Annotated in this window: 13 protein-coding genes; 11 read left to right on the top strand and 2 right to left on the bottom strand. The window is 73.5% G+C overall.

The window, feature by feature from the left end:
• Positions 1 to 238: 238 nt before the first annotated feature.
• Positions 239 to 1,663 (bottom strand): polysaccharide lyase 6 family protein, encoded by a 1,425-nt coding sequence (locus WBN91_RS34010; protein ID WP_337728387.1) that lies wholly within the window; start codon positions 1,661 to 1,663, stop codon positions 239 to 241.
• A 108-nt stretch (positions 1,664 to 1,771) separates the two neighbouring features.
• On the opposite strand from WBN91_RS34010, the gene WBN91_RS34005 reads away from it, so the two are divergent.
• From WBN91_RS34005 to WBN91_RS33965, 9 genes are all read left to right on the top strand, one after another.
• On the top strand, positions 1,772 to 2,077 hold the full coding sequence (locus WBN91_RS34005) for a hypothetical protein (RefSeq protein ID WP_337728388.1): 306 nt from the start codon (positions 1,772 to 1,774) through the stop codon (positions 2,075 to 2,077).
• Positions 2,074 to 3,309: a WXG100 family type VII secretion target gene (locus WBN91_RS34000; RefSeq protein WP_337728389.1), complete on the top strand. Its 1,236-nt coding sequence runs from the start codon at positions 2,074 to 2,076 to the stop codon at positions 3,307 to 3,309. The genes WBN91_RS34005 and WBN91_RS34000 overlap by 4 nt, the downstream gene beginning before the upstream one ends.
• On the top strand, positions 3,309 to 3,965 hold the full coding sequence (locus WBN91_RS33995; RefSeq protein ID WP_337728390.1) for an ESX secretion-associated protein EspG: 657 nt from the start codon (positions 3,309 to 3,311) through the stop codon (positions 3,963 to 3,965). The genes WBN91_RS34000 and WBN91_RS33995 overlap by 1 nt, the downstream gene beginning before the upstream one ends.
• A gap of 63 nt (positions 3,966 to 4,028) precedes the next feature.
• The gene (locus WBN91_RS33990; RefSeq protein ID WP_337728391.1) at positions 4,029 to 4,610 is read left to right on the top strand and encodes a DinB family protein; all 582 of its coding nucleotides are present in this window, start codon (positions 4,029 to 4,031) and stop codon (positions 4,608 to 4,610) included.
• A 127-nt stretch (positions 4,611 to 4,737) separates the two neighbouring features.
• The gene (locus WBN91_RS33985) at positions 4,738 to 5,301 is read left to right on the top strand and encodes a DJ-1/PfpI family protein (RefSeq protein ID WP_337728392.1); all 564 of its coding nucleotides are present in this window, start codon (positions 4,738 to 4,740) and stop codon (positions 5,299 to 5,301) included.
• A gap of 162 nt (positions 5,302 to 5,463) precedes the next feature.
• Entirely contained in the window at positions 5,464 to 6,198 is a 735-nt protein-coding gene (locus WBN91_RS33980; RefSeq protein ID WP_337728393.1) for a tetratricopeptide repeat protein, read from the top strand.
• Between the two features lie 309 nt (positions 6,199 to 6,507).
• A complete protein-coding gene (locus WBN91_RS33975; RefSeq protein WP_337728394.1) occupies positions 6,508 to 7,683 on the top strand; it encodes a geranylgeranyl reductase family protein in 1,176 nt (391 codons plus the stop codon).
• Positions 7,684 to 7,711: 28 nt separating this feature from the next.
• Positions 7,712 to 13,927, top strand: coding sequence for a type I polyketide synthase (locus tag WBN91_RS33970; protein ID WP_337728395.1), 6,216 nt, complete (start codon positions 7,712 to 7,714; stop codon positions 13,925 to 13,927).
• Between the two features lie 29 nt (positions 13,928 to 13,956).
• Positions 13,957 to 15,546, top strand: coding sequence for a RecQ family ATP-dependent DNA helicase (locus WBN91_RS33965; protein ID WP_337728396.1), 1,590 nt, complete (start codon positions 13,957 to 13,959; stop codon positions 15,544 to 15,546).
• Between the two features lie 3 nt (positions 15,547 to 15,549).
• Here WBN91_RS33965 and WBN91_RS33960 read toward each other — a convergent pair whose 3' ends face one another.
• A complete protein-coding gene (locus WBN91_RS33960; protein WP_337728397.1) occupies positions 15,550 to 16,626 on the bottom strand; it encodes a hypothetical protein in 1,077 nt (358 codons plus the stop codon).
• Between the two features lie 183 nt (positions 16,627 to 16,809).
• Here WBN91_RS33960 and WBN91_RS33955 point away from each other — a divergent pair, with 183 nt between their 5' ends.
• Entirely contained in the window at positions 16,810 to 17,139 is a 330-nt protein-coding gene (locus tag WBN91_RS33955; protein ID WP_337728398.1) for a hypothetical protein, read from the top strand.
• 72 nt (positions 17,140 to 17,211) lie between these two features.
• Positions 17,212 to 19,164: a M12 family metallopeptidase gene (locus WBN91_RS33950; RefSeq protein ID WP_337728399.1), complete on the top strand. Its 1,953-nt coding sequence runs from the start codon at positions 17,212 to 17,214 to the stop codon at positions 19,162 to 19,164.
• Positions 19,165 to 19,341 lie beyond the last annotated feature (177 nt).

Genomic DNA, 19,341 nt, shown 5'->3' with positions numbered 1-19,341 from the left:
AACCGGAAAAGCTGGTTGCAAAAACGGACCAAGCGTGGTTGGGCTTCGCCCAGGCCGGACGGGGAAAGAAACCGAGGTCCTTCCCGTGGTCGCTGCCGCTTGGCGGAACGCAAGAGCTCCCCGCCCTTCGGGCGTAACGCCTTCGGCGTGAAAGCGGTGCGTTCTGCGTGGAAAAGCACGCGGCGGTCGAGTGGTGGGTCGGGCGAAGCCACGACGCCCGGCCCGTCCAAGTGCACCACTACCAGGAGCGAGGGCCGACGTCGTCGGCGTCCAGTGGTCCCCGGACGATCGCCGCGCTGGACCACTCGTCCGCGCCGACGTCGACCCCGCCGGTGCGCGGCTGGCCGTCCATGTCGTCGGTGACGAACGGGAAGCGGCCGGTGCCGGCGTCGATCGCCGGGCTGCCCGCGCCGATCCGGTGCACCTGTCCCCGGCGGCGCAGCAGTGGGTCGGCCGTGCGGATCGCCTCGGCGGGTTGGGTGACCCCGACGGTCGCGGTCCCGGTCGGCCACGCGATGTTGCCGGCGTAGGTCAGGTTCACCGGCACCTTGCGTTCGTCGAACAGCTTGCCCTGCGCGCCGGTCACCACGTTGTCGGCGATGGTGCTGTCGACCGGCGGGTAGGTGTAGTTGGCGCCGATCTCGATGTTCGAGGTGTTGTCCACGAAGGTGTTGTGCACGACGGTGGCCCGGTAGACGCGCCAGTGCGCGTTCAAAGCGCCCTCCTGGTCGACGTCCCCGCCGTCGATCTGGAGTGCGGCGTCGAAGCCGGTGCCGGTCAGGCCTTCGAAGTGGTTGTTGTAGATCTTGTGGTCCCGGCCGTAGAGCCGGATGCCGCCGGTGCCGGGCTTGCCGCCGCCGAGGAAGAAGTTGCCGTGGAAGGTCCCGCGGTCGCCGTGCCGCTGTGACAGCGTGCCCTGTGACGTGCGGAAGGTGTTGTAGCGCACGACGTTGTCGTTGCTCTTCACCGTGATGATCTCCGGGTCGCCGTCGCAGTTCTCGAACAGGTTGGCCTCGACGACGGTGAACCCGCTGGACCGGGAGAGCGTGCTGCGGCCGACCCGGACCGCCTCCATGTCGTTGACCGCGCGCGGCCCGGTGTTGCGGAAGTGGTTGCGGTCGATGCGGTCGTGCTGCGACTGCTCGGTGTCCGACCCCTCGATCGCGATGAAGTTGCCGAGCTGGTGCTTCTCCTCGAACAGGTTGTGGTCGATGCGGTTGTGGTGGCTGCCCGCGCCCTGGATGAGCACCCAGTGCAGCGTCGACTCCTCGGTGAGCCGGAAGTGGTTGCGGGTCAACCGCACGTGGTTCGAGCCGGTGATCAGCAGGGTCGAGCGGTTGGTCCAGGTGAAGCCCTCGAAGGTCACGTGCGCCGAGTTCGCCACCTCCAGCTGCCCGCCGTCGACCACCGCCCGGCCGCGGTGGGCCGCCACGACGGTGATGGGCTTGGTCGCGGTGCCCTGCCTGCCGCTCATCGCGCCGATCGTGTAGCGGCCGTCCGCGACGACGATCCGGTCCCCGGCACGGGCCTCGGCCAACGCGCGCTGGAGGCGGTCCGAGGTCGTGACGTGGACGGTGCGGTCGGCGGCCGACGACGGGATCGGCGCGCACACCGCCGAGACGCCCACCGCGAGCAACACCACCAGGAGACGCGCCCGTGTCATCGGGCTCCCTTCTCGAACCGGGTGCGGGACATGCGCGCCAGCCTCGTGGATCATCGAGGGGACCGGTCCCGGGGACGGGTCCCCGCCCAGTGCCGCCACTCTGCGTGCATGGGCGAATTCAAAGCGAACGTCGAGGCGCTCCACGGAGTGTCCAACACGTACGTCAAGGTCGGTGACGACCTGGCGGACACCATCCAGCAGAGCCAACCGCTGGCGAGCGTCCAGCCGCCGATGCGGGACCCCGCGACGACCGCCTTCGCCGCCGCGGTCTCCCAGGCGGGCCGCGCGCACCTGGACTCGGTCACGGCGGTCGAGGGGCTGGTCCGGGCGCAGGGCGAGGAAGTGGGCGCCGCGACCGACCAGTACTCGACCACGGAGGACGGCGTCAACGCGATGATGGGGGGACGGGGATGACCGGGCTGAGCGGGTACGAGATCTACCTGATGGTGTCGCAGGGCGAAGGCCCTGAGGTGCTGAACCAGGCGGCGGATGTGGCGCTCGCCGCGGGCACGCGCATCCAGTCGGTCGGCGACAACGTGCGCGGGGTCACCCCCACGATGCAGGGCGCGTGGCAGGGCCCGGCGGCGGAGCGGGCGGTGCAGGCCGTGCAGCCGATCGAGCAGGGGCTGCGGGGCGCGCAGGACACCGTCGACAAGATCGAGGCCGTCCTGCGGGCACAGGCGCAGAACTACGCCCAGCTCCGGCCGCGGGTGCTGCCGATGCTGACGCCGGAGCCGCCCGAGCTGACCCTGTACGACCAGCTCACACCGTGGGACACCGACAACGAGATCGCGCGCCGGGAGTGGTTCGAGGCGGACGCGAACAACCGCCGCGTCTACGCCGAGTACGCCGCGATGACCAGCCAGAACCAGGCGATGCTCCCGCAGGCGGCGGCGTCGGGCGGTGCGCAGGGCGCGAACACCGCCGTGCAGGCCGCGGGCGGGACCGGCGCGCGGTCGGCGACGTCCGCGCCGCCGGAGGTCGGCGGCGGTGGCGGTGGGGGCTCCACCGCGCCGTCGTCGGCCGGGGGTGGCCAGGCCTCCGCGCCGCCGCAGGTCGGTGCGGGCGGCGGTGCCGGTGCCGGCGGTGGCAAGACCGCGGCCAGCAACGCCGGTGGTGAGGACGGCGGTCTCGCCGGTCGGCCGCCCGCGGTGCCCGGTTCGGGCGCGCCGCGGCAACCGGCGGACCGGACGACGGTCGCGGACTCGACCGGCATGGCGGGCGGTGTGCCCGGCGGGGTGCCGCTCACGACGACGCCGCGGTCGGGCCGCGACACCGAGCGCCCGTCGGGCGTGCCGAAGGGCGACCACCTGTCCGGCGCCGGGGCCGCTCCGGTGCTGCCGGGCGGGGTCGCCATCGGTGATCCGACCGGGACCAGGGGTCAGAGGGGTTCCCTGGGCTCGGCCGACCGCACCGGTGTCCTCGGCCGGGTGCCCGTCAACGCCCCGACCGGAGTCGGCGCGGGCGCCGGTGCCGCCGCGGGCCGGGCCGGGATGGCGGGCATGGGTGGCTTCGCGCCCCACGCCCCGCACGCCCGGGACGACGACGACCGCGAGTACAAGCGCACCGTGCACCTCGACGAGGACACGGACGCCCTCGTCGGTCGGATGCCCACCACCACGGTGCCCGTGATCGGGGAGGACTGATGTTGCGCGCACCGGTCGTGCTGTCCGACGCGGCGTTCGACGTGCTGTGGCACCACGACGACCTCGGCGAGCACCACACCGTGCTGCACGTGCCGCCCGCGGAGGCCAACCCGCTGGAGGTCGAGCACGCCCTGCACCGCGAGGGCGTTCGGGTGGACGACACGCTGGAGGCGCTGCGGGTCCTCGCGCACGCGGACTTCGAGTGCTTCGGCTGGATCGCGTTCACCCGCGAGCTGACCCTGCCGGTCGTCGCCGCCACCGCCGGCCGGCACGGCGTCTTCGCCCTGCGGGACAACGGGCACGTGCGGATCGACGCGCTGCACGGCGACCCGTCGGACACCCTCGCGGCCTGCCTGCCGGAGCTCCCGCCGGGCCGGGGCACGTCGATCAACGCCCGCGCCGAGGACGCACAGCGGTCCCCGGCCCTGGTGGAGCTGATGCGCCGCCCCCGCACCGGCGTGGCCAAGCTCTACGCGGCCCACCGCGACCGCTACGGGCGCCGCCGCCGCTCGGAGTCCTTCATCACGACGCTGGACTGCCCGGACGGCCGCTGGTTGGTGGTCCGCTACACCGACAAGCGCGGCCAACGCTGGGTCCACGCCACCCCCGCCGGTCGCCCGGTGATCAGGGAGTGGCTGCACCGCCTCGGCGAGTGACCCGGCGGGCAGCGGGCCGGGTCGGGAGGGGCCGGCCCGCTGCATGCCGGCAGTGTGGGAGCCATGATCGACGACTTCGCCAAGAACTACCTGCACGGCGACCTCGAAGAGGTGCGCGAGGTGATGGTGCGCAAGGTCGAGGGGTTGTCCGAGTACGACGTCCGCCGGCCCCTGACCGCCACCGGGACGAACCTCCTCGGGCTGGTCAAGCACCTCACGCTGACGGAGGCGCGGTACTTCGGGGAGGTGTTCGGCCGGCCGTTCCCCGAGCCGGTGCCGCAGTGGGACGACCTCGCGCAGCGGGGCCGGGACCTGTGGGTGACCGAGGACGAGACCCGGGAGGAGATCATCGACCGCTACCGCCGCGCCCGGGCGCACTCCGACGCGACGATCGCCGCCCTCGCCGTCGACGCGCCCGGTCACGTGCCCTGGTGGCCCCGGCCGGACGTCATGTTGTTCAACGTCCTGGTGCACGTGCTCACCGAGACCACCCGGCACGCCGGTCACGCCGACATCCTGCGCGAACAGCTCGACGGCGCGGTGGAGATGGACCCGGCGAGCATGGCCCGGCGGGGGCAGGACGCGGAGTACTGGGCGCGGCGGTGCGCGGAGATCGAGCGGGCGGCCAGGGCCGTGGAGGGGTGAATCGCGTAACCGGTTCGACACCTGACCGGTCGATTGTGACGGCAAATCACACGCCATAGGGTCGTGGGGTGGGAACCGGTTCGACTGGAGGACCGGTTCGACCGCCGCGCGAGCGTGAGGAGCGAGCATGGCCAGAGTGCTGGTCCTGGTGGGTGACGCCGCCGAGGAGCTGGACTCGATGTACCCGGTCTTCCGCCTGCGCGAGGCCGGTCACGAGGCGGTCGTGACCGCTCCGACCTCGCGCGCGGTCAAGCTGGTGATCCACGACTTCGAGCCCGGGTGGGACGCCTACACCGAGAAGCCGGGCCGCACGCTGCCGGTGGACCTGGCGTTCGCCGACGTCGACCCCGAGCAGTTCGACGGGCTGGTGATCCCGGGCGGCCGGGCGCCGGAGTACATCCGGACCGATCCGGACGTGGGCCGCATCGTCCGGCACTTCTTCGAGCGCGGGCTGCCGGTCGGCACGATCTGCCACGGCCCGCAGGTGCCCGCCGCCCTCGGCCTGCTCAAGGGCCGCACCACCGCCGCCTACCCGCCGTTGAAGGTGGACATGGAACTGGCGGGCGCGACGGTCGTGGACGCGCCGGACGTCGTGGACGGGGCGATGGTGTCCTGCCGCGGCTGGCCGGACCTCCCGGAGTGGTCCCGCGCGTTCATGGACGTGCTGGAGAAGGCGCAGGCCTCCGCCTGACCGACCCCGGCGCTGCGATCGCGTCGGTGAGGCGCGGCGTACCTCGGGGGAGGACCGCATGGCGGATCCGCACGGCGTGGACGAGGCGGAGCTGGTCGCCGCGTACGAGCAGGCCGTTGCGGCGCAACGATTACAGGCAGCGGGGAATCCCGCCTGGCGACGGTGCTGACCAATCTCGGCATCGTTTGCGGACCGACCGGACGGCACGCCGACGTCCTCGACGCCTTCCGGGAAGCCGTGTCGTGGTGGCGCGCCCTGGCCGCGGACGACCCCACCCACCTGCCCGGCCTGCTGAACTACCTCGGGATCTCCCTCGGCGCGGTCGGCCGGTTCGCGGAAGCCGTGGCGCCGGTCGAGGAAGCGGTGGCGCTGCTGCGGGCGGCGGCTGCCGCGAACCCGGACAGCCGACCCGAACTCGCGAAGGCGCTGAACAACCTCGGCAACCGCTACCAGCAGGCGGGCCGGACGGCGGACGCGGTCGGCTGCGCCGAGGAAACTGTTGCGCTGCAACGGGAACTGGCCGTCGAGGACCCGCAGCGCCTGGACTCGTTGGCACACGCTTTGAGCAACCTGGGCAGCGCCTACCGCCAGGCGGGCCTGCCGGCGGTCTCGCCGGGTGAGGAGGCCGTTGCCCTGAGCCGCCGCATCGCCGCCGAGGATCCCTCGCACGTGTACGCGCTGACGTTGGCGCTCAACAACTTGGGGATGCACTACAGCGATGTCGGTCGGCACGCGGACGCGGTTGGCGTGACCGAGGAGGCGGTCACGCTGTTGCAGCGCCTGACAGCGCAAGACGCGCTGTTCCAACACACCCTGGACGGGGCTGTGAGGAACCTGGAAAACCACCGGCGGGCGGCCGTCGAACCCAAGCGCAAGAAGCGCTTCTGGCGTTCCTGACCACCCTGCGCGACGGCCACCGCCTAGCCCGCCCGCGCTGGAGGTCACCCCGCCGGGTGATCTCCAGCGCGAGGGCGGGAGATTCGCACCAATGGGCGGTTCAAGGGGGTTAAACCTGCCTTCCGGGGCAACCTCGGTGACCCGGTGGGCACATGTCGTGGTGGTGTGTGGCCGACACGGATGGCTTGCGCTTGCCGTCGGGTGTAGCGGGTTCCGCGCGCTAGGTGTGTTGGGGCGCCTCAGGTAGTCATGGACTGACGAGCTCGTGTCGCATGTGGACACGAGCGCCTGGAGGCGGAAGGCGCCGGCGTGGGAAGACTTGACGGGGACGTGTGGGACGTCGCGGTGGTCGGGGCCGGGCCGGCGGGAGCCGGTGCGGCGCGGGTGGCGGCCGAGGCCGGGTGTCGGGTGGTCTTGTTGGAGCGGGCGGCGATCCCGCGCTACAAGACCTGTGGCGGTGGGTTGATCGGGTGTTCCCAGGCCCACTTGCCGGACGGGCTGGGGGTGCCGGTCCTCGACGAGATCGAAGCGGTGACGTTCGGGCTCGGCGGCGACAAGCAGCGGACGTTGCGCAGCGAAGGACCGTTGCGCTGCAAGATGGTCTTCCGCGACGAGCTGGACGCCGCCCTGACCCGTGTCGCGACGGACGCCGGCGCGGTCGTGTGCGACCGGACGACCGTGGCGGGCATCGAGGACGACGGCGGCGTGGTCACGCTGCGCACCGGGGCCGGCGACCTGGTCCGCGCCCGTGCGGTGGTGGGCGCGGACGGCAGTGCGAGCCGGGTCGGCCGGCACGTCGGTGTGCGGTGCGAGCAGGTGGACCTGGCCCTGGAGGTCGAGGTCCCGGTCGACCGGCGGACGGCGGCGCGGTGGCGTGGCCGGATGCTGATGGAGTGGGGGCCGCTGCCCGGGTCGTTCGGTTGGGTGTTCCCCAAGGGTGACGTGTGCACCGCGGGTGTCGTCGCGGCCAAGGGCCAGGGCGCGGCCACGAGGTCGTACCTGCGCGAGTTCCTCGACCGCCACGGCCTGGCGCACCTGACACCGCTGCACGACACCGGTCACCTGACCAGGTGCCGTCAACCGGGGTCGCCGCTGGCCCGGCACCGGGTGCTGGTCGCCGGGGACGCCGCCGGCCTGTGCGACCCGTGGTCGCGCGAGGGGATCTCCTTCGCCCTGCGGTCGGGGGTGTGGGCCGGGGAAGCGGCCGTGCGGCTGGCCGGGGCCGATTGCGAAGCGGACTCGGCGCGCGAGGGTGCCCGCTACGCCGACACCGTCCGCACGACGTTGGAGGCGGAGATGCGCGCCTCCCGGCGGATCATGGACGTCTTCACCTGGCGCCCTGGCGTGGTGCACGCGGCTTTGACCTCCGTGCCGCCGGTGTGGCGCCGCGTCGACTCCTACCTCGGCGGCGCGACCACGATCCCCGCCCTGCTGGGCACCCCCGCCGCCCGCGCGGCCCTGAAGGTGCTCGACCTCTTCCGGTGAGACCCGAACACAGCAAAGGACTTCGGCCGTGGGAACACAACACGAGCAGACCCCCGTGGCGATCATCGGCACCGGTTGCCGGGCGCCCGGCGGGGTGACCTCCGCGCGCGAGCTGTGGCAGGTGCTCCTGGACCGCCGCGACGTGGTCGCCGGGAGCAGCCCCGCCCAGCGGTGGCCCGACCACGAGCGCGTGGCGCCCGCCGACCTCGTCGACGAGCCGGCGCTGGAGCGCGGCAGCTTCCTCGACGGGATCGACCTGTTCGACCCGGGGTTCTTCGGGGTGCCGGTCTCGGAGGCGCCCAGCGTCGACCCGCAGCACCGGCTGCTGATGGAGACGACGTGGGAGGCGTTGGAGGACGCGGGGATCCCGCCCAGATCGCTGGTCGGGTCGCGCACCGGCCTGTTCGTCGGCATCTCCGGCGCGGACTACGCCAAGCGGTTCACCATCGCGGATTTCAACGTCTACCACGGCATCTCCGCGATCCCGTCGGGCGCGCCGGGCCGGATCTCCTACATCCTCGACGTCAACGGTCCGTCCGTGGCGGTGGACGGTGCTTGCGCGTCCTCGCTGATCGCGGTGCACCTGGCGTGCCGGTCGCTGCACGCGGGGGAGTCCGACCTGGCGTTGGCGGGCGGCGTGACCGTGCAGCTGGAGTGGGGCGGGCTGGTCGGGTTCGCGCGGGCCGGCGCGTTGTCGTCACGGGGCCGGTGCGCGGCGTTCGACGCGAGCGCGGACGGGTTCGTGCGCGGTGAGGGGTGCGGGATGGTGGCCCTCAAGCGGCTGGCCGACGCGCAGCGCGACGGCGACCGGGTGCTGGCGGTGATCGCCGGGACCGCGATCAACCACGCCGGCCGGGTTCGGGGCATCACGCAGCCGTCGCGGTCGGCGCAGCGGGCGGTGGTGACCGCGGCGATGCGCGCGGCGGGCGTGACCCCCGACGACATCGGGTACGTCGAGGCGCACGGCACGGGCACCCCGGTGGGCGACCCGATCGAGTTCGGCGCGCTGCGGGACGCGTACGGCGGGTCGGACCGGCCGTGCGCGCTGGGCTCGCTCAAGACCAACTTCGGCCACCCGGAGAGCGCGGCCGGCGTGCTGGGGCTGATCAAGGCGGCGCTGGCGGTGCGCACCGGGGTGATCCCGGCGAACCTGCACTTCACCCGGTGGAACCCGGAGATCGACGCCGAGGGCACCCGGTTCTTCGTGCCGACGGTGTCCACGCCGTGGGAGGGGACGCGTCGGGCCGCCGTGTCGGCGTTCGGCGTGACCGGGGCCAACGCGCACGCGATCGTCGTGGAGGCCCCGCCGGTTCCGGAACGGCTGGGGGGCACCGCTCGGGGGACTCTGGTGCACGCGGTGTCGGCGGCTTCGCCCGGTGGGTTGGCCGCGACGGCTTCTCGGCTGGCTGACCACGTCGAGGCGACCCGGCCCCGGCTGGAGGACGTGGCGCACACGCTGGCGGCGCGGCGCAGCCACCTGTCCACGCGGGCCTGTGTGGTCGCTGCCGACCGGGCCGAGTTGCACGAGGGGTTGCGGGCGTTGGCGCAGGGCGAGGAGCACCCGGCCGTGGTCACCGGGGCGACGGGTGAGCCGGGGGCGCCGGTGTGGGTGTTCTCCGGGCACGGGTCGCAGTGGGCGGGGATGGCGCGCGACCTGCTGGACCGCGATCCCGTGTTCACCGCCATGATTGACCGGCTGGACCGTGTGAGCAGCGAGCCTGGCGTGGCCTCCGGCCCCCGTCTCGATCGTCTCATGGGGGACCGACAGTCCACGGAGGACGGACGGTCGGGGATTTCGGTGCGGCGGTTGTTGGAGGGCGGAGAGCACCTGGAGCGCATGGATGTCGTGCAGCCGGTGGTGTTCGCGGTGCAGACGGCGTTGGCGGAGGTGTGGCGGTCGTGGGGCGTGCGGCCCTCCGCCGTGGTCGGGCACTCGATGGGGGAGGCCGCCGCGGCGGTGGCGGCGGGGATCCTCACGCCCGAGGAAGGTATGCGGATCACGTTGATCCGGTCCTCCTTGCTGCACAAGGTGCGTGGCGGGTGCATGGCGGTCGTCGCGTTGCCGGTGGAGCAGGTCGAGGCGGAGATCGCCGGTGTGGACGGCGTGACGGTGGCGGTGGTGACCGCGCCCGCCTCGACCGTCGTGGCGGGCGGTGAGGAAGCCGTGGAAGGGCTGCTGGCGGGCTGGCGGGAGCGGGGTGTGTTCGCCAAGCGGATCGCGGTGGTGGTCGCCGCGCACTCGCCGCAGGTGGACCCGCTGCTGGACGAGATCGCCGAGCGGACGTCGTGGCTGGCGGGCAAGCCGGCGGAGGTGCCGTTCTACTCCACGGCCGGCGACCCGCGCGAGCCGGTCGTGTTCGACGGCGCCTACTGGGCGCGCAACCTGCGTTCGCCGGTGCGGTTCGACCGGGCCTGTCGGGCGCTGGTGGAGGACGGGCACCGGATGTTCCTGGAGCTCTCGCCCCACCCGCTGCTGACGCAGGCCGTCGAGGAGACCGGAGCCGCGCTGCGCACCCCGGTCACCGCGGTGCCCTCGCTGCTCCGCGAGCGGGGCTCACGGGACGCGCTGTGCCGCGCGGCGGCGGCCCTGCACGTGGCGGGCGTGCCGGTGGACCTGGACACCGCCAACGGCGGCGGCGCGTTCACCCCGTTGCCGCCCACGGCCTTCGACCGCGCCCGGTACTGGCAGGAACCGGCGAGCCGGCCGCGCGGCACGCACCCGTGGCTGGGCGAGCGCACCACCGTGCCCGACCCCGACGCCGAGGACCGCACCCGGCACGTGTGGAGCGCCGACCTGGGCTCCGACCTGGTCGACTGGCTGGTCCAGCACACCCTGCGCGGCACGCCCCTGGTGCCCGGCGCGCTGCACGTGGAGCTGCTGCTGGCCGCCGCGACCGACCTGCTGGGCTGCGGCCCCGACCAGGCGTGCCTGTCCGACGTGCGCTTCACCCGGATGGTGCCGCTGACCGGCCGTGTGCCGGTGCAGGTGGCCGCGACCCGCACCGGCGGGCGGGTGGAGCTGGAGGTCGTCCAGCACAGCGGCGGCGGCTGGGACCGGGTCGCCTCGGCCACCGCCACCCGGTGCGAGGCGGCGGTGGACGTCCGCGAGCCGCTGCCCGTGCCGGCCGCGACCGGGTCGACCGACGAGTTGTACGCGGGCCTGCGCCGCATGGGCCTGGACGGCGGCCCGGCGTTCCACGCCATCACCGCGGTCGCGGACGGCGGCGTGACCCGGGTGGCCGTGCCGGAAGCCGCGCCGATCCGCGTGTGCGCGCCCAAGATCCACCCGGCGCTGTTCGACGGCTGCCTGCTGTCCGTGGCGTCCCTGCTGGTGGAACCCGACGCCGACACGCCGTGGCTGCCCACCGCGATCGCCGGCCTCACCCTGCCACCCGACCCGCACCGCATCACCTGGGTCCGCCCCGAACTGCGCCGTGACGGCCCGGACGCGGCCACCGGACGTGCCGACCTGTACGACGAGTCGGGAGAGTGGATCGGTGCCCTAGAGGGTGTGGAGCTGGTCCGGCACGCCGGCGCGTCCGGCGGGCGTGCGCTGCTGAACTCGCGGCTGTTCGAGATCACCTGGACCCCCGCACCCCTGCCCGAACCCGGCGCAGACACGGGGGTGTGGGCGGTGATCGCCGAACCGGGCGACCGGACCGGGTTGGCCGACCGGATCAAGTCGGCCCTGACAGCACGCGGCGGCCGGGTACTGGCGACCCCGGAATTGTCGGTACCCCGTGAGACGATCGAACCGGGGGCCGGAGGCCACGCCGCCGTGCCGGCAGAGGCGACCGGCGTTGTCTGGTGCGCCACGGGCGATCTCGACGATCTCGACCGCGTGACCCGCGTCCTGGAGCTGCTCCGCGAGCACGCCGACCACCCGTCACCGCCCCGGCTCTGGCTGGTCAGCGCGGGCGCCCGCCGAGTCCTCGACGGCGACCCGGTGTCCCCGGGCGTGTGCGCGCTGCGCGGGGTGCTGCGGGTGGCGTCCATCGAACAGCCCAGGTCCGCCGTGACCTGGGTGGACACCGACGACGGCGACGCGGCCGACCTCGCCGCCGAGCTGCCCGCGGCCACGCCGGAGACCGAGGTCGCCTGGCGGGCCGGGCAGCGCCACGTCGCGCGGCTGTCCCGCACGCCGCTGCCCGTCCGGCCGCCGCGCACCGCGGGCGAGCGGGACGTGGTGGCCGGCGAGGACCCGTACGTGCTCGAACCCGACCCGGACGGCGGCCTGGACCGGCTGCGCCTGGTCGCCACCGGGCACGAACCCCCGCAGCCGGGGCCGGGTGAGGTGTTGGTGCGCCCGGCGGCGACCACCGTGCACTTCCGGGACGTCCTGATCGCGCTGGGCATCTACCCGACCGACGACGGCGTGCTGCCCAGCCTGGGTTCGGACGCCTCGGGCGAGGTGCTCGCCGTGGGTCCCGGCGTCGACCGCCTGCGCCCCGGTGACCAGGTCGTCGGCGTCGTGCCCGACGGGCGCGGGACGATGGCGTCGGAGTGCCTGGTGCCCGCCGCGTTCACCGTGCGCGTCCCGGACGGCCTCGCCCCGGTGGACGTCGTGCCCTCCGTGCTGACCTACCTCACCGCCTGGCACGCGCTGCACGACCTGGCCGGCCTGCGCGCGGGGGAGACCGTGCTGGTGCACTCCGCCGCCGGCGGCACCGGTCTGGCCGCCGTGGCGGTGGCCCGGCTGCTCGGGGCGGTCCCGATCGGCACCGCCGGCACCGAGGCCAAGCGCCGCCACCTGCGCGAGCGGGGTGTGGAGCACGTCTTCGACTCCCGCACGCTCGACTTCGCCGACCAGGTGCGGGAGGCGACCGGCGGGCGGGGCGTGGACGTGGTGCTCAACTGCCTGACCGGCGCCGCCATGCGGGCGTCGCTGGGCCTGCTCGCCCCGACCGGGCGGTTCATCGAGATCGGCAAGCGCGACCTGTACGACGGGGCGCGGGTGGACCTGCGCGCGTTCCGGCACGGCGTCACCTACACCGCGCTGGACCTGGTGCTCACCGCGTCCGAGCGGCCGGACGTGTTCCGCGCCGCGCTGCTGCGGGTGGTGGCCGAGATCGAGGCGGGGAACCTGCCGCTGCTGCCGCGCGAGGTGGTGCCGGTGACCGGGGCGGCCGAGGGGTTCAAGCGGCTGGCCTCGGGCGAGCACATCGGGCGGATCGCCGTGGAGTTCCCGCCGCCGGGGCACCGCCTGCGGGCGCACGTCCGGGCGCGCGAGGACGTGGTGCGCCCCGGCGGGGCCTACGTGATCACCGGCGGCACGCGCGGGCTGGGCCTGGCCGCCGCGCGGTGGCTGGCCGAGCGCGGCGCCGCGCGGGTCGTCCTCGGCGGGCGCACCGCGCCGGAGGCCCTGCCCGACACCGGGTGCGCGCTGGAGGTGGTCCTGGGCGACGTCGCCGACCCGGACACCGCGCGCCGCCTCGTCGCCGCCGCCGGGCCGGAGCTGCGGGGCGTCCTGCACACCGCCGTCGTGCTCGACGACACCCCGATCACCGGCATCACGCCCGAGCGGCTGGCCCGCGTGTGGCACCCCAAGGTGACGGGCCTGCGCAACCTGCACGACGCCACCCGTGAGCACGACCTGGACTGGCTGGTGGTCTTCTCGTCCATGTCGGCCCTGCTGGGCAACGCGGGCCAGGTCAACTACGCCGCCGCCGGCGCGTGGGTGGACGCGTTCGCCCGGTGGCGCGCCGACCAGGGGCGGCCGACGCTGTCGGTGGACTGGGGCGCGTGGGGCGAGACCGGCCGCGCGACCCACTTCGCGGCCCGGGGCTTCGACACCATCGCCACCGCCGAGGGCTTCGCCGCGCTGGAGGAGCTGCTGCGCCACCAACGGGTGAACACCGGCGTGTTCGACTACCAGCCCGATCGGCTCTTCCAGGCCTTCCCACACGCGCGGGCCAACCCGCTGCTGGCCGACCTGGACGACGGTCCCGCGGTCGCGGCGGAGGACGGCCCGGCGGCGCGGGTGCGGGCGGAGGAACCCGGTCCGGCCCGGACGCTGCTGGTGTGCGAGGCGGTGGTGCACGCGCTGGCCGCGTTGCTGGGCGCGCAGCCCTCGGCCGTGCCGGCGCACGCGAAGTTCACCGACGTGGGCCTGGACTCGCTGCTGGCCGTGGCGTTGACCCGCAGGCTGTCCGCCGACCTGGACGTCCCGCTGACCCCGGCGGAGGTGTGGGCGCACCCGTCCCCGGCGGAGCTGGCCACGCACCTGGACGCCGCTTTGGGGTGATTGGCGCGAGTCCCTAGGGGTACGTGGCAGTGGTGCAGGATCGCGAGCTGCGCCGGACCGCCGAGGAGGTGTTCGGCTGGTCGGAGTTGAGACCCGACCAGCTGACCGCCATGCGGCACGTCCTCGACGGCCGGGACACGCTGGTGGTGATGCCGACGGGCGCGGGCAAGTCGGCGGTGTACCAGGTGCCGGCCGTGCTGCGGGACGGGCCGACGGTCGTGGTGTCCCCGCTGGTGGCCCTCCAGCGCGACCAGGTGGCGGGGCTGCGGGAGAACGACGCGCCGCCCGCCGCCGCGGTGAACTCGGCGCAGCCCGAGGCCGCCAACGACCGCGCGTGGCGCTCGTTCTCCGCCGCCCGCACCGAGTACCTGTTCCTGTCGCCGGAGCAGCTGGCGAAACCGGACGTGCTCGACCGCCTCGCCGCCGCCGGGGTGTCGCTGTTCGTGGTGGACGAGGCCCACTGCGTCTCCGCCTGGGGCCACGACTTCCGCCCCGACTACCTGCGGCTGCGGCACGCGGTGGACCGGCTGGGCCACCCGCCCGTGGTGGCGCTGACCGCGACCGCGGGCGGGCCGGTGCGGGCGGACGTGGTGCGGCACCTGGGGATGCGGGACCCGGCGGTGGTGGTGGCCGGGTTCGACCGCCCGAACCTGTCCCTGGCGGCCCGGTTCTGCACCGACGACGAGGACCGGGTGCGGGCGGTGGCGGAGTGGGTGACCGGCGGTCCGGGGTTGCTCTACACCGCCACCCGCAAGGACACCGAGCGGTACGCGGAGTTGTTGGCGCGCAACGGTGTTCGGGCGGAGGCGTTCCACGCGGGCCGACGCGCGGCGGACCGGCGGCGCGTCCAGGACGGGTTCATGGCGGGCGAGGTGGACGTGGTGGTGGCGACGTCGGCGTTCGGCATGGGCATCGACAAGCCGGACGTCCGCTTCGTCGCCCACGCCGCCACGCCGGGCTCACCGGACGCCTACTACCAGGAGATCGGCCGCGCCGGTCGCGACGGGCACCCCGCCCGCGCGCACCTGTTCCACCGCCCGGAAGACCTGGGTCTGCAACGCTTCCTTCGCGCCCGCCGGGTGGACCGCGAGGCCGTGCGCCGCGTAGTCGCGGAGGTCCGGTCCGGCGTGGACGACCCGGCGGAGATCGCGCGGCGGCTGGAGGTGTCCCGACGCAAGGTCGTCGGCCTGCTCAACCTGCTGGAAGCGGCGGGCGTGGTGCGCGACGCCCGCCCGGTCGCCGACGCGCCTCAGGACGCCGTGGCCGCCGTGACCGAGGAGGTGAAGCGGCAGCAGAACCGCGACCGCTCACGCATCGAGGTCATGCGCGGCTACGCCGAAACCCGCTCCTGCCGCCGCCGGTACTTGCTGGGCTACTTCGGCGAACACCTGTCCGACCCGTGCGGCAACTGCGACAACTGCGCGGAAGGGGTCTCGTCCGACGAGTCCTCGGCCGACGCCGACTTCGCCCCCGGCACCCCCATCCGGCACCGCGAGTGGGGGAGCGGTTCGGTGGTCCACCGCGAACCGGACCGCTTCCTGGCCCTGTTCGACGACGTCGGCTACAAGACCTTGTCCCTGGAAGCGGTCCGCGACAACGATCTCGTCGACCCGCTGTGAGGCCTACGGCTTCCCGGCCGCCTTGCAGGCTTCGAGCCGGAGCTGGAGGAAGAGCTCCACCGGCTTCGGGAACAACGACCACGGCATGCCGTCCGCCCGATCGCCCAGGACGCGGAAGTGGTCGACCGCCTCGGCGTGGCGCTTGTGCTCGGCCAGCGCGTAGACCGCCCAGCCCCGGTCGTTGCGCAGCCACCGGGTGTCCGCGCCCACGCCCGCCAGCCACGGCAGCAACGCGTCCAGCGCTTCCCGCGCCATCGGCGAGCGGAACGCGTCGGGCTTGTCGCGCATCATCTCGTACGCCGCCCGCAGGGGCAGTGCCGCGAGGGACGGGGACGACGCCGCCGCGCGGGTGGCGAAGTCGCTCATCAGCTCGTGCGAGCCGTGCCACTTCTTGCACCAGTACTGCAACGCCTGCGCGTGGCCCATGCGGTGCAGCGGGGCGCGGGCGACCAGTTCGTCCCACACCCGACCGAACTGCTCGTGGTCGTAGGACAGGCCGCGCGCGAGCATCACCAGCGTCACCCACGGCGTCGGGTCCTCCGGCACGGCCGCCGCGGTCGCGCGGGCGGCCTCCTGGGCCTTGAGGAGCAGCCGGTGGAAGTCCTGGGCCTGCTGCCGCGAGGTCTGGTCGGCGCGGGCCGTGCCGCGGGCCTGCCAGGCCAGGGTCACCAGGGCGTGCGCGTGCACCGCCGCCAGGTCGCGCGAGTCGGGCCGCGCCTGGCTCCACCGCTGGAACCAGGTGTCGTCGCGAGCGGCCAGGGTGGCCAGCTCGTCGACGACCTCGGCCCGCAGGTCCCAGTCGCCCCACGTCGAGGCCAGCAACTCCGCCGCCGGTTCCCACCGGCCCTCGACCGCGGCGGCGCACGCGCGGGTCAGCTCGGGGCCGCCCACGGGCACGTCGGTGGTCACGTCCTCCGGCGCGGTCAACCCCCACTGGACGTGGTCGACGCGCCCGTACAGCTTGTCGACGACCACGTGCGACGGCAGGTCGTCCACGTCCACCCCGCGGCGGCTCGCCTCGCGCATCAGCGAGACGGCTCTCGCGGTCTTGAACGGGTTCAGCAGCAGCTTCACAACCATGTCGGTCCTTCCCCCCCTTGTGCGGCACGGATCATGGCCGCCGGGGGGAGTGTCCACGACCGACGCCGGCGGCGTCCGAGAGGGCCGCACCAGCCGGTGGTGCGTTCCCGAGAAATGCGGGTTCGTCGCCCTCGAAAATGGTCCGGATGTGTGTTCGTCCGGTTACGCGTATGGTGGTGGATCGTGCGCGTTGTGGGGACGTTGCGGTTCCCGGCCGACGCTCCGGTCCACTTGGACCGGGTTCGCGTCGAGGTTCGCGACGTGTCCGAGGCGGACGCGCCCGCGCGCACGGTGGCCGAGGTGACGCTGCCCGCGGTGAGTGTGCCCGCGGGTGGTCTGGAGTTGCCGTTCGCCGTGGACGCCGAGGTGGACGGGCCGGGGACGTACGTGGTGCGCGTGCACGGCGATCGGGACGGGTCCGGCGTCGTCACCGAGGGTGACCTGATCACCACCGCCGCCCACCGCGTCACGTCGCGGCCGATGGTGCTCGACCTCCACCCGGTCGCCCATTGACCCGAAGCCCGTATCTGGGCTTCTCCGGGTGCCTCTGTCTGACATACGCCCCATTCTCGGGAGGGATCAATCGTGAACGAGATCGTGACCAGTGACGACATGGCCGCCAGCCGTGAGGTTCGCACCGGTTTCCTGTCCGGGCCGGGATTCGTCGACAAGCCCGTGCGCTACAGCGTGGTCAACGGGATCGCGCTCTACCAGGGCTGCATCGACATGGGTCCGGCCGAGGAAGTCGAGACCGCCGCCGCGAGACTGCGCCCGGGAGAGCCGGCGGACGTGGGACAACCTCCCTCCGAGATGCTGGGGATCGGCCTTCCGTCCGATTCGGACATGTTGTGGACCAACGGCGTCGTGCCGTTCGTCGTGGACGCTGGGCTGCCCAACGCGGCCCGGGTCACCCAGGCCATCGCGCACATCCAGGACAACACCGGCATCCGGTTCGTCGCGCGCGGCAGCCAGGCCAACTACGTGCGGTTCGTGCGCAACCCCGGCCAGACCTGGAGTTCCTCGCCGATCGGGATGCGCGGCGGCGAGCAGCTCATCCGCCTGTCCGACGGCGCGACGATGGGCACGACCGTGCACGAGTGCCTGCACTCGCTGGGCATCCTGCACGAGCAGAGCCGCTGCGACCGCGACCAGTTCGTGACCATCAACTACGGCAACATCCAGGACGGGTTCGAGTCCAACTTCGACCGGTTCTGCGACGGCTTCACCGACTACTTCGACTACGACTACGACTCGATCATGCACTACGGCCCGACGGCGTTCGGCGTCAACGGCGCCACCACCATCGTGCCGCTGCGCCCCGGCGTGACGATCGGCCAGCGCAACGGCCTGAGCTTCGGCGACCGGGTGACCATCGCGCACATGTACGCGCGGTTCACCGGCCGCGGGCACACCGGCGTCTTCCGCGCGGGCAGCGGGAAGCACGCGCTGTGGGTCAACGCGTCGTGGGACAGCTTCGCGGCCAAGTGGCAGGAATGGGCCGCGGAAGGGTTGCGCCTGATCGACATCAACGTCCGCCGCGTGGGCAACGAGTTGCGCTACTCCGGCGTGTGGACGGCCGGCACCGGCGGCTACGCGCTGTGGGCCAACGCGAGTTGGGACAGCTTCAAGGCGAAGTGGCAGGAGTGGGCCGGGCAGGGCTTGCGCCTGGTCGACCTGCACGTGCTGCGCGTGGGCAACGAGGACCGCTACTCCGGCGTGTGGCGCGCGGGGACGGGCGGCTACGCCCTGTGGGTCAACGCTTCCTGGGACAGCTTCAAGGCGAAGTGGCAGGAGTGGGCCGGGCAAGGCTTGCGCCTGGTCGACATCAACGTCCACGAGGTCGGCGGTCAGGCCCGGTACTCGGGCGTGTGGCTGGCCGGGTCCGGCGGCTACGCGCTGTGGGCCAACGCCAGCTGGGACAGCTTCAAGGCCAAGTGGCAGGAGTGGGCCGGCCAGGGCCTGCGGCTGGTGGACCTGAACGTGCACCAGTCCGGCGGGGACAACCGCTACTCGGGCGTGTGGCTGGCCGGCACCGACGCCTACTACCTGTGGGCCAACGTGCCGTGGGAGAGCTTCCGCGCGCGCTGGCAGCAGCAGAGCGCCAACGGCCTGCGGCTGATCGACTACGAGTTCACCGAACCCGCGGCGGCCGACTCCCTGGACTTCACCGGCTCCCCGACGGAAGAAGCCGCGCCGCTGCCCACAGGCGTAGGCGGCCTGTACGACGGCGAAACCCTGACCGACCTGTCCGACACAGCCGCCGCCGACGGCACCCCGATGGCCACCGACGGCGCAGGCGGCGTCGAGACGGGCACCCCCTCACCCGCCGCGGCCTCGGCCGGCGACGGCATGGGCGGCATGTCCGGCGGCACGACAGCCGAGCCCGCAGCGGCAGCGGCGGGAGACGGCGACGGCGGCCTGGTCACGGAGGGCAGCCAGAAGACCGTGGCCCTCACGGTCGCAGGCCTCGGCGGCACCGCCAACGGCGGCGACCACCCGACCAAGCACACCCGCAAACCCAAGGCGGTCAAGCACTAGACGAGCAACGCGCAGGTCGGGACGGCAAACGCGCAGAGCACGCCTTCGCCCCTGGCACGCCCTTCTTGCCCGGCACAGCCCTTCGCGCCCGCAGGGCGCCCGAAGTAGCTCGCGCAGCAGACCTCCCGACTTGGGCTTCTTCCGTCATCCCCGTATGGCCTGCCCGAAGGGCTACCA

Origin of the sequence: Saccharothrix sp. CCNWYY140 (genome assembly GCF_037401995.1) — a bacterium.
GTDB lineage: Bacteria > Actinomycetota > Actinomycetes > Mycobacteriales > Pseudonocardiaceae > Actinosynnema.
Note: the sequence above shows the minus strand (reverse complement) of the source record. Positions and strands in the feature narration are given on the sequence as shown.

Coding starts and splice junctions, on each gene's coding strand:
- WBN91_RS34010 (WP_337728387.1), bottom strand. CDS start 1,663: ATGACACGGGCGCGTCTCCTGGTGGTGTTGCTCGCGGTGGGCGTCTCG.
- WBN91_RS34005 (WP_337728388.1), top strand. CDS start 1,772: ATGGGCGAATTCAAAGCGAACGTCGAGGCGCTCCACGGAGTGTCCAAC.
- WBN91_RS34000 (WP_337728389.1), top strand. CDS start 2,074: ATGACCGGGCTGAGCGGGTACGAGATCTACCTGATGGTGTCGCAGGGC.
- WBN91_RS33995 (WP_337728390.1), top strand. CDS start 3,309: ATGTTGCGCGCACCGGTCGTGCTGTCCGACGCGGCGTTCGACGTGCTG.
- WBN91_RS33990 (WP_337728391.1), top strand. CDS start 4,029: ATGATCGACGACTTCGCCAAGAACTACCTGCACGGCGACCTCGAAGAG.
- WBN91_RS33985 (WP_337728392.1), top strand. CDS start 4,738: ATGGCCAGAGTGCTGGTCCTGGTGGGTGACGCCGCCGAGGAGCTGGAC.
- WBN91_RS33960 (WP_337728397.1), bottom strand. CDS start 16,626: ATGGTTGTGAAGCTGCTGCTGAACCCGTTCAAGACCGCGAGAGCCGTC.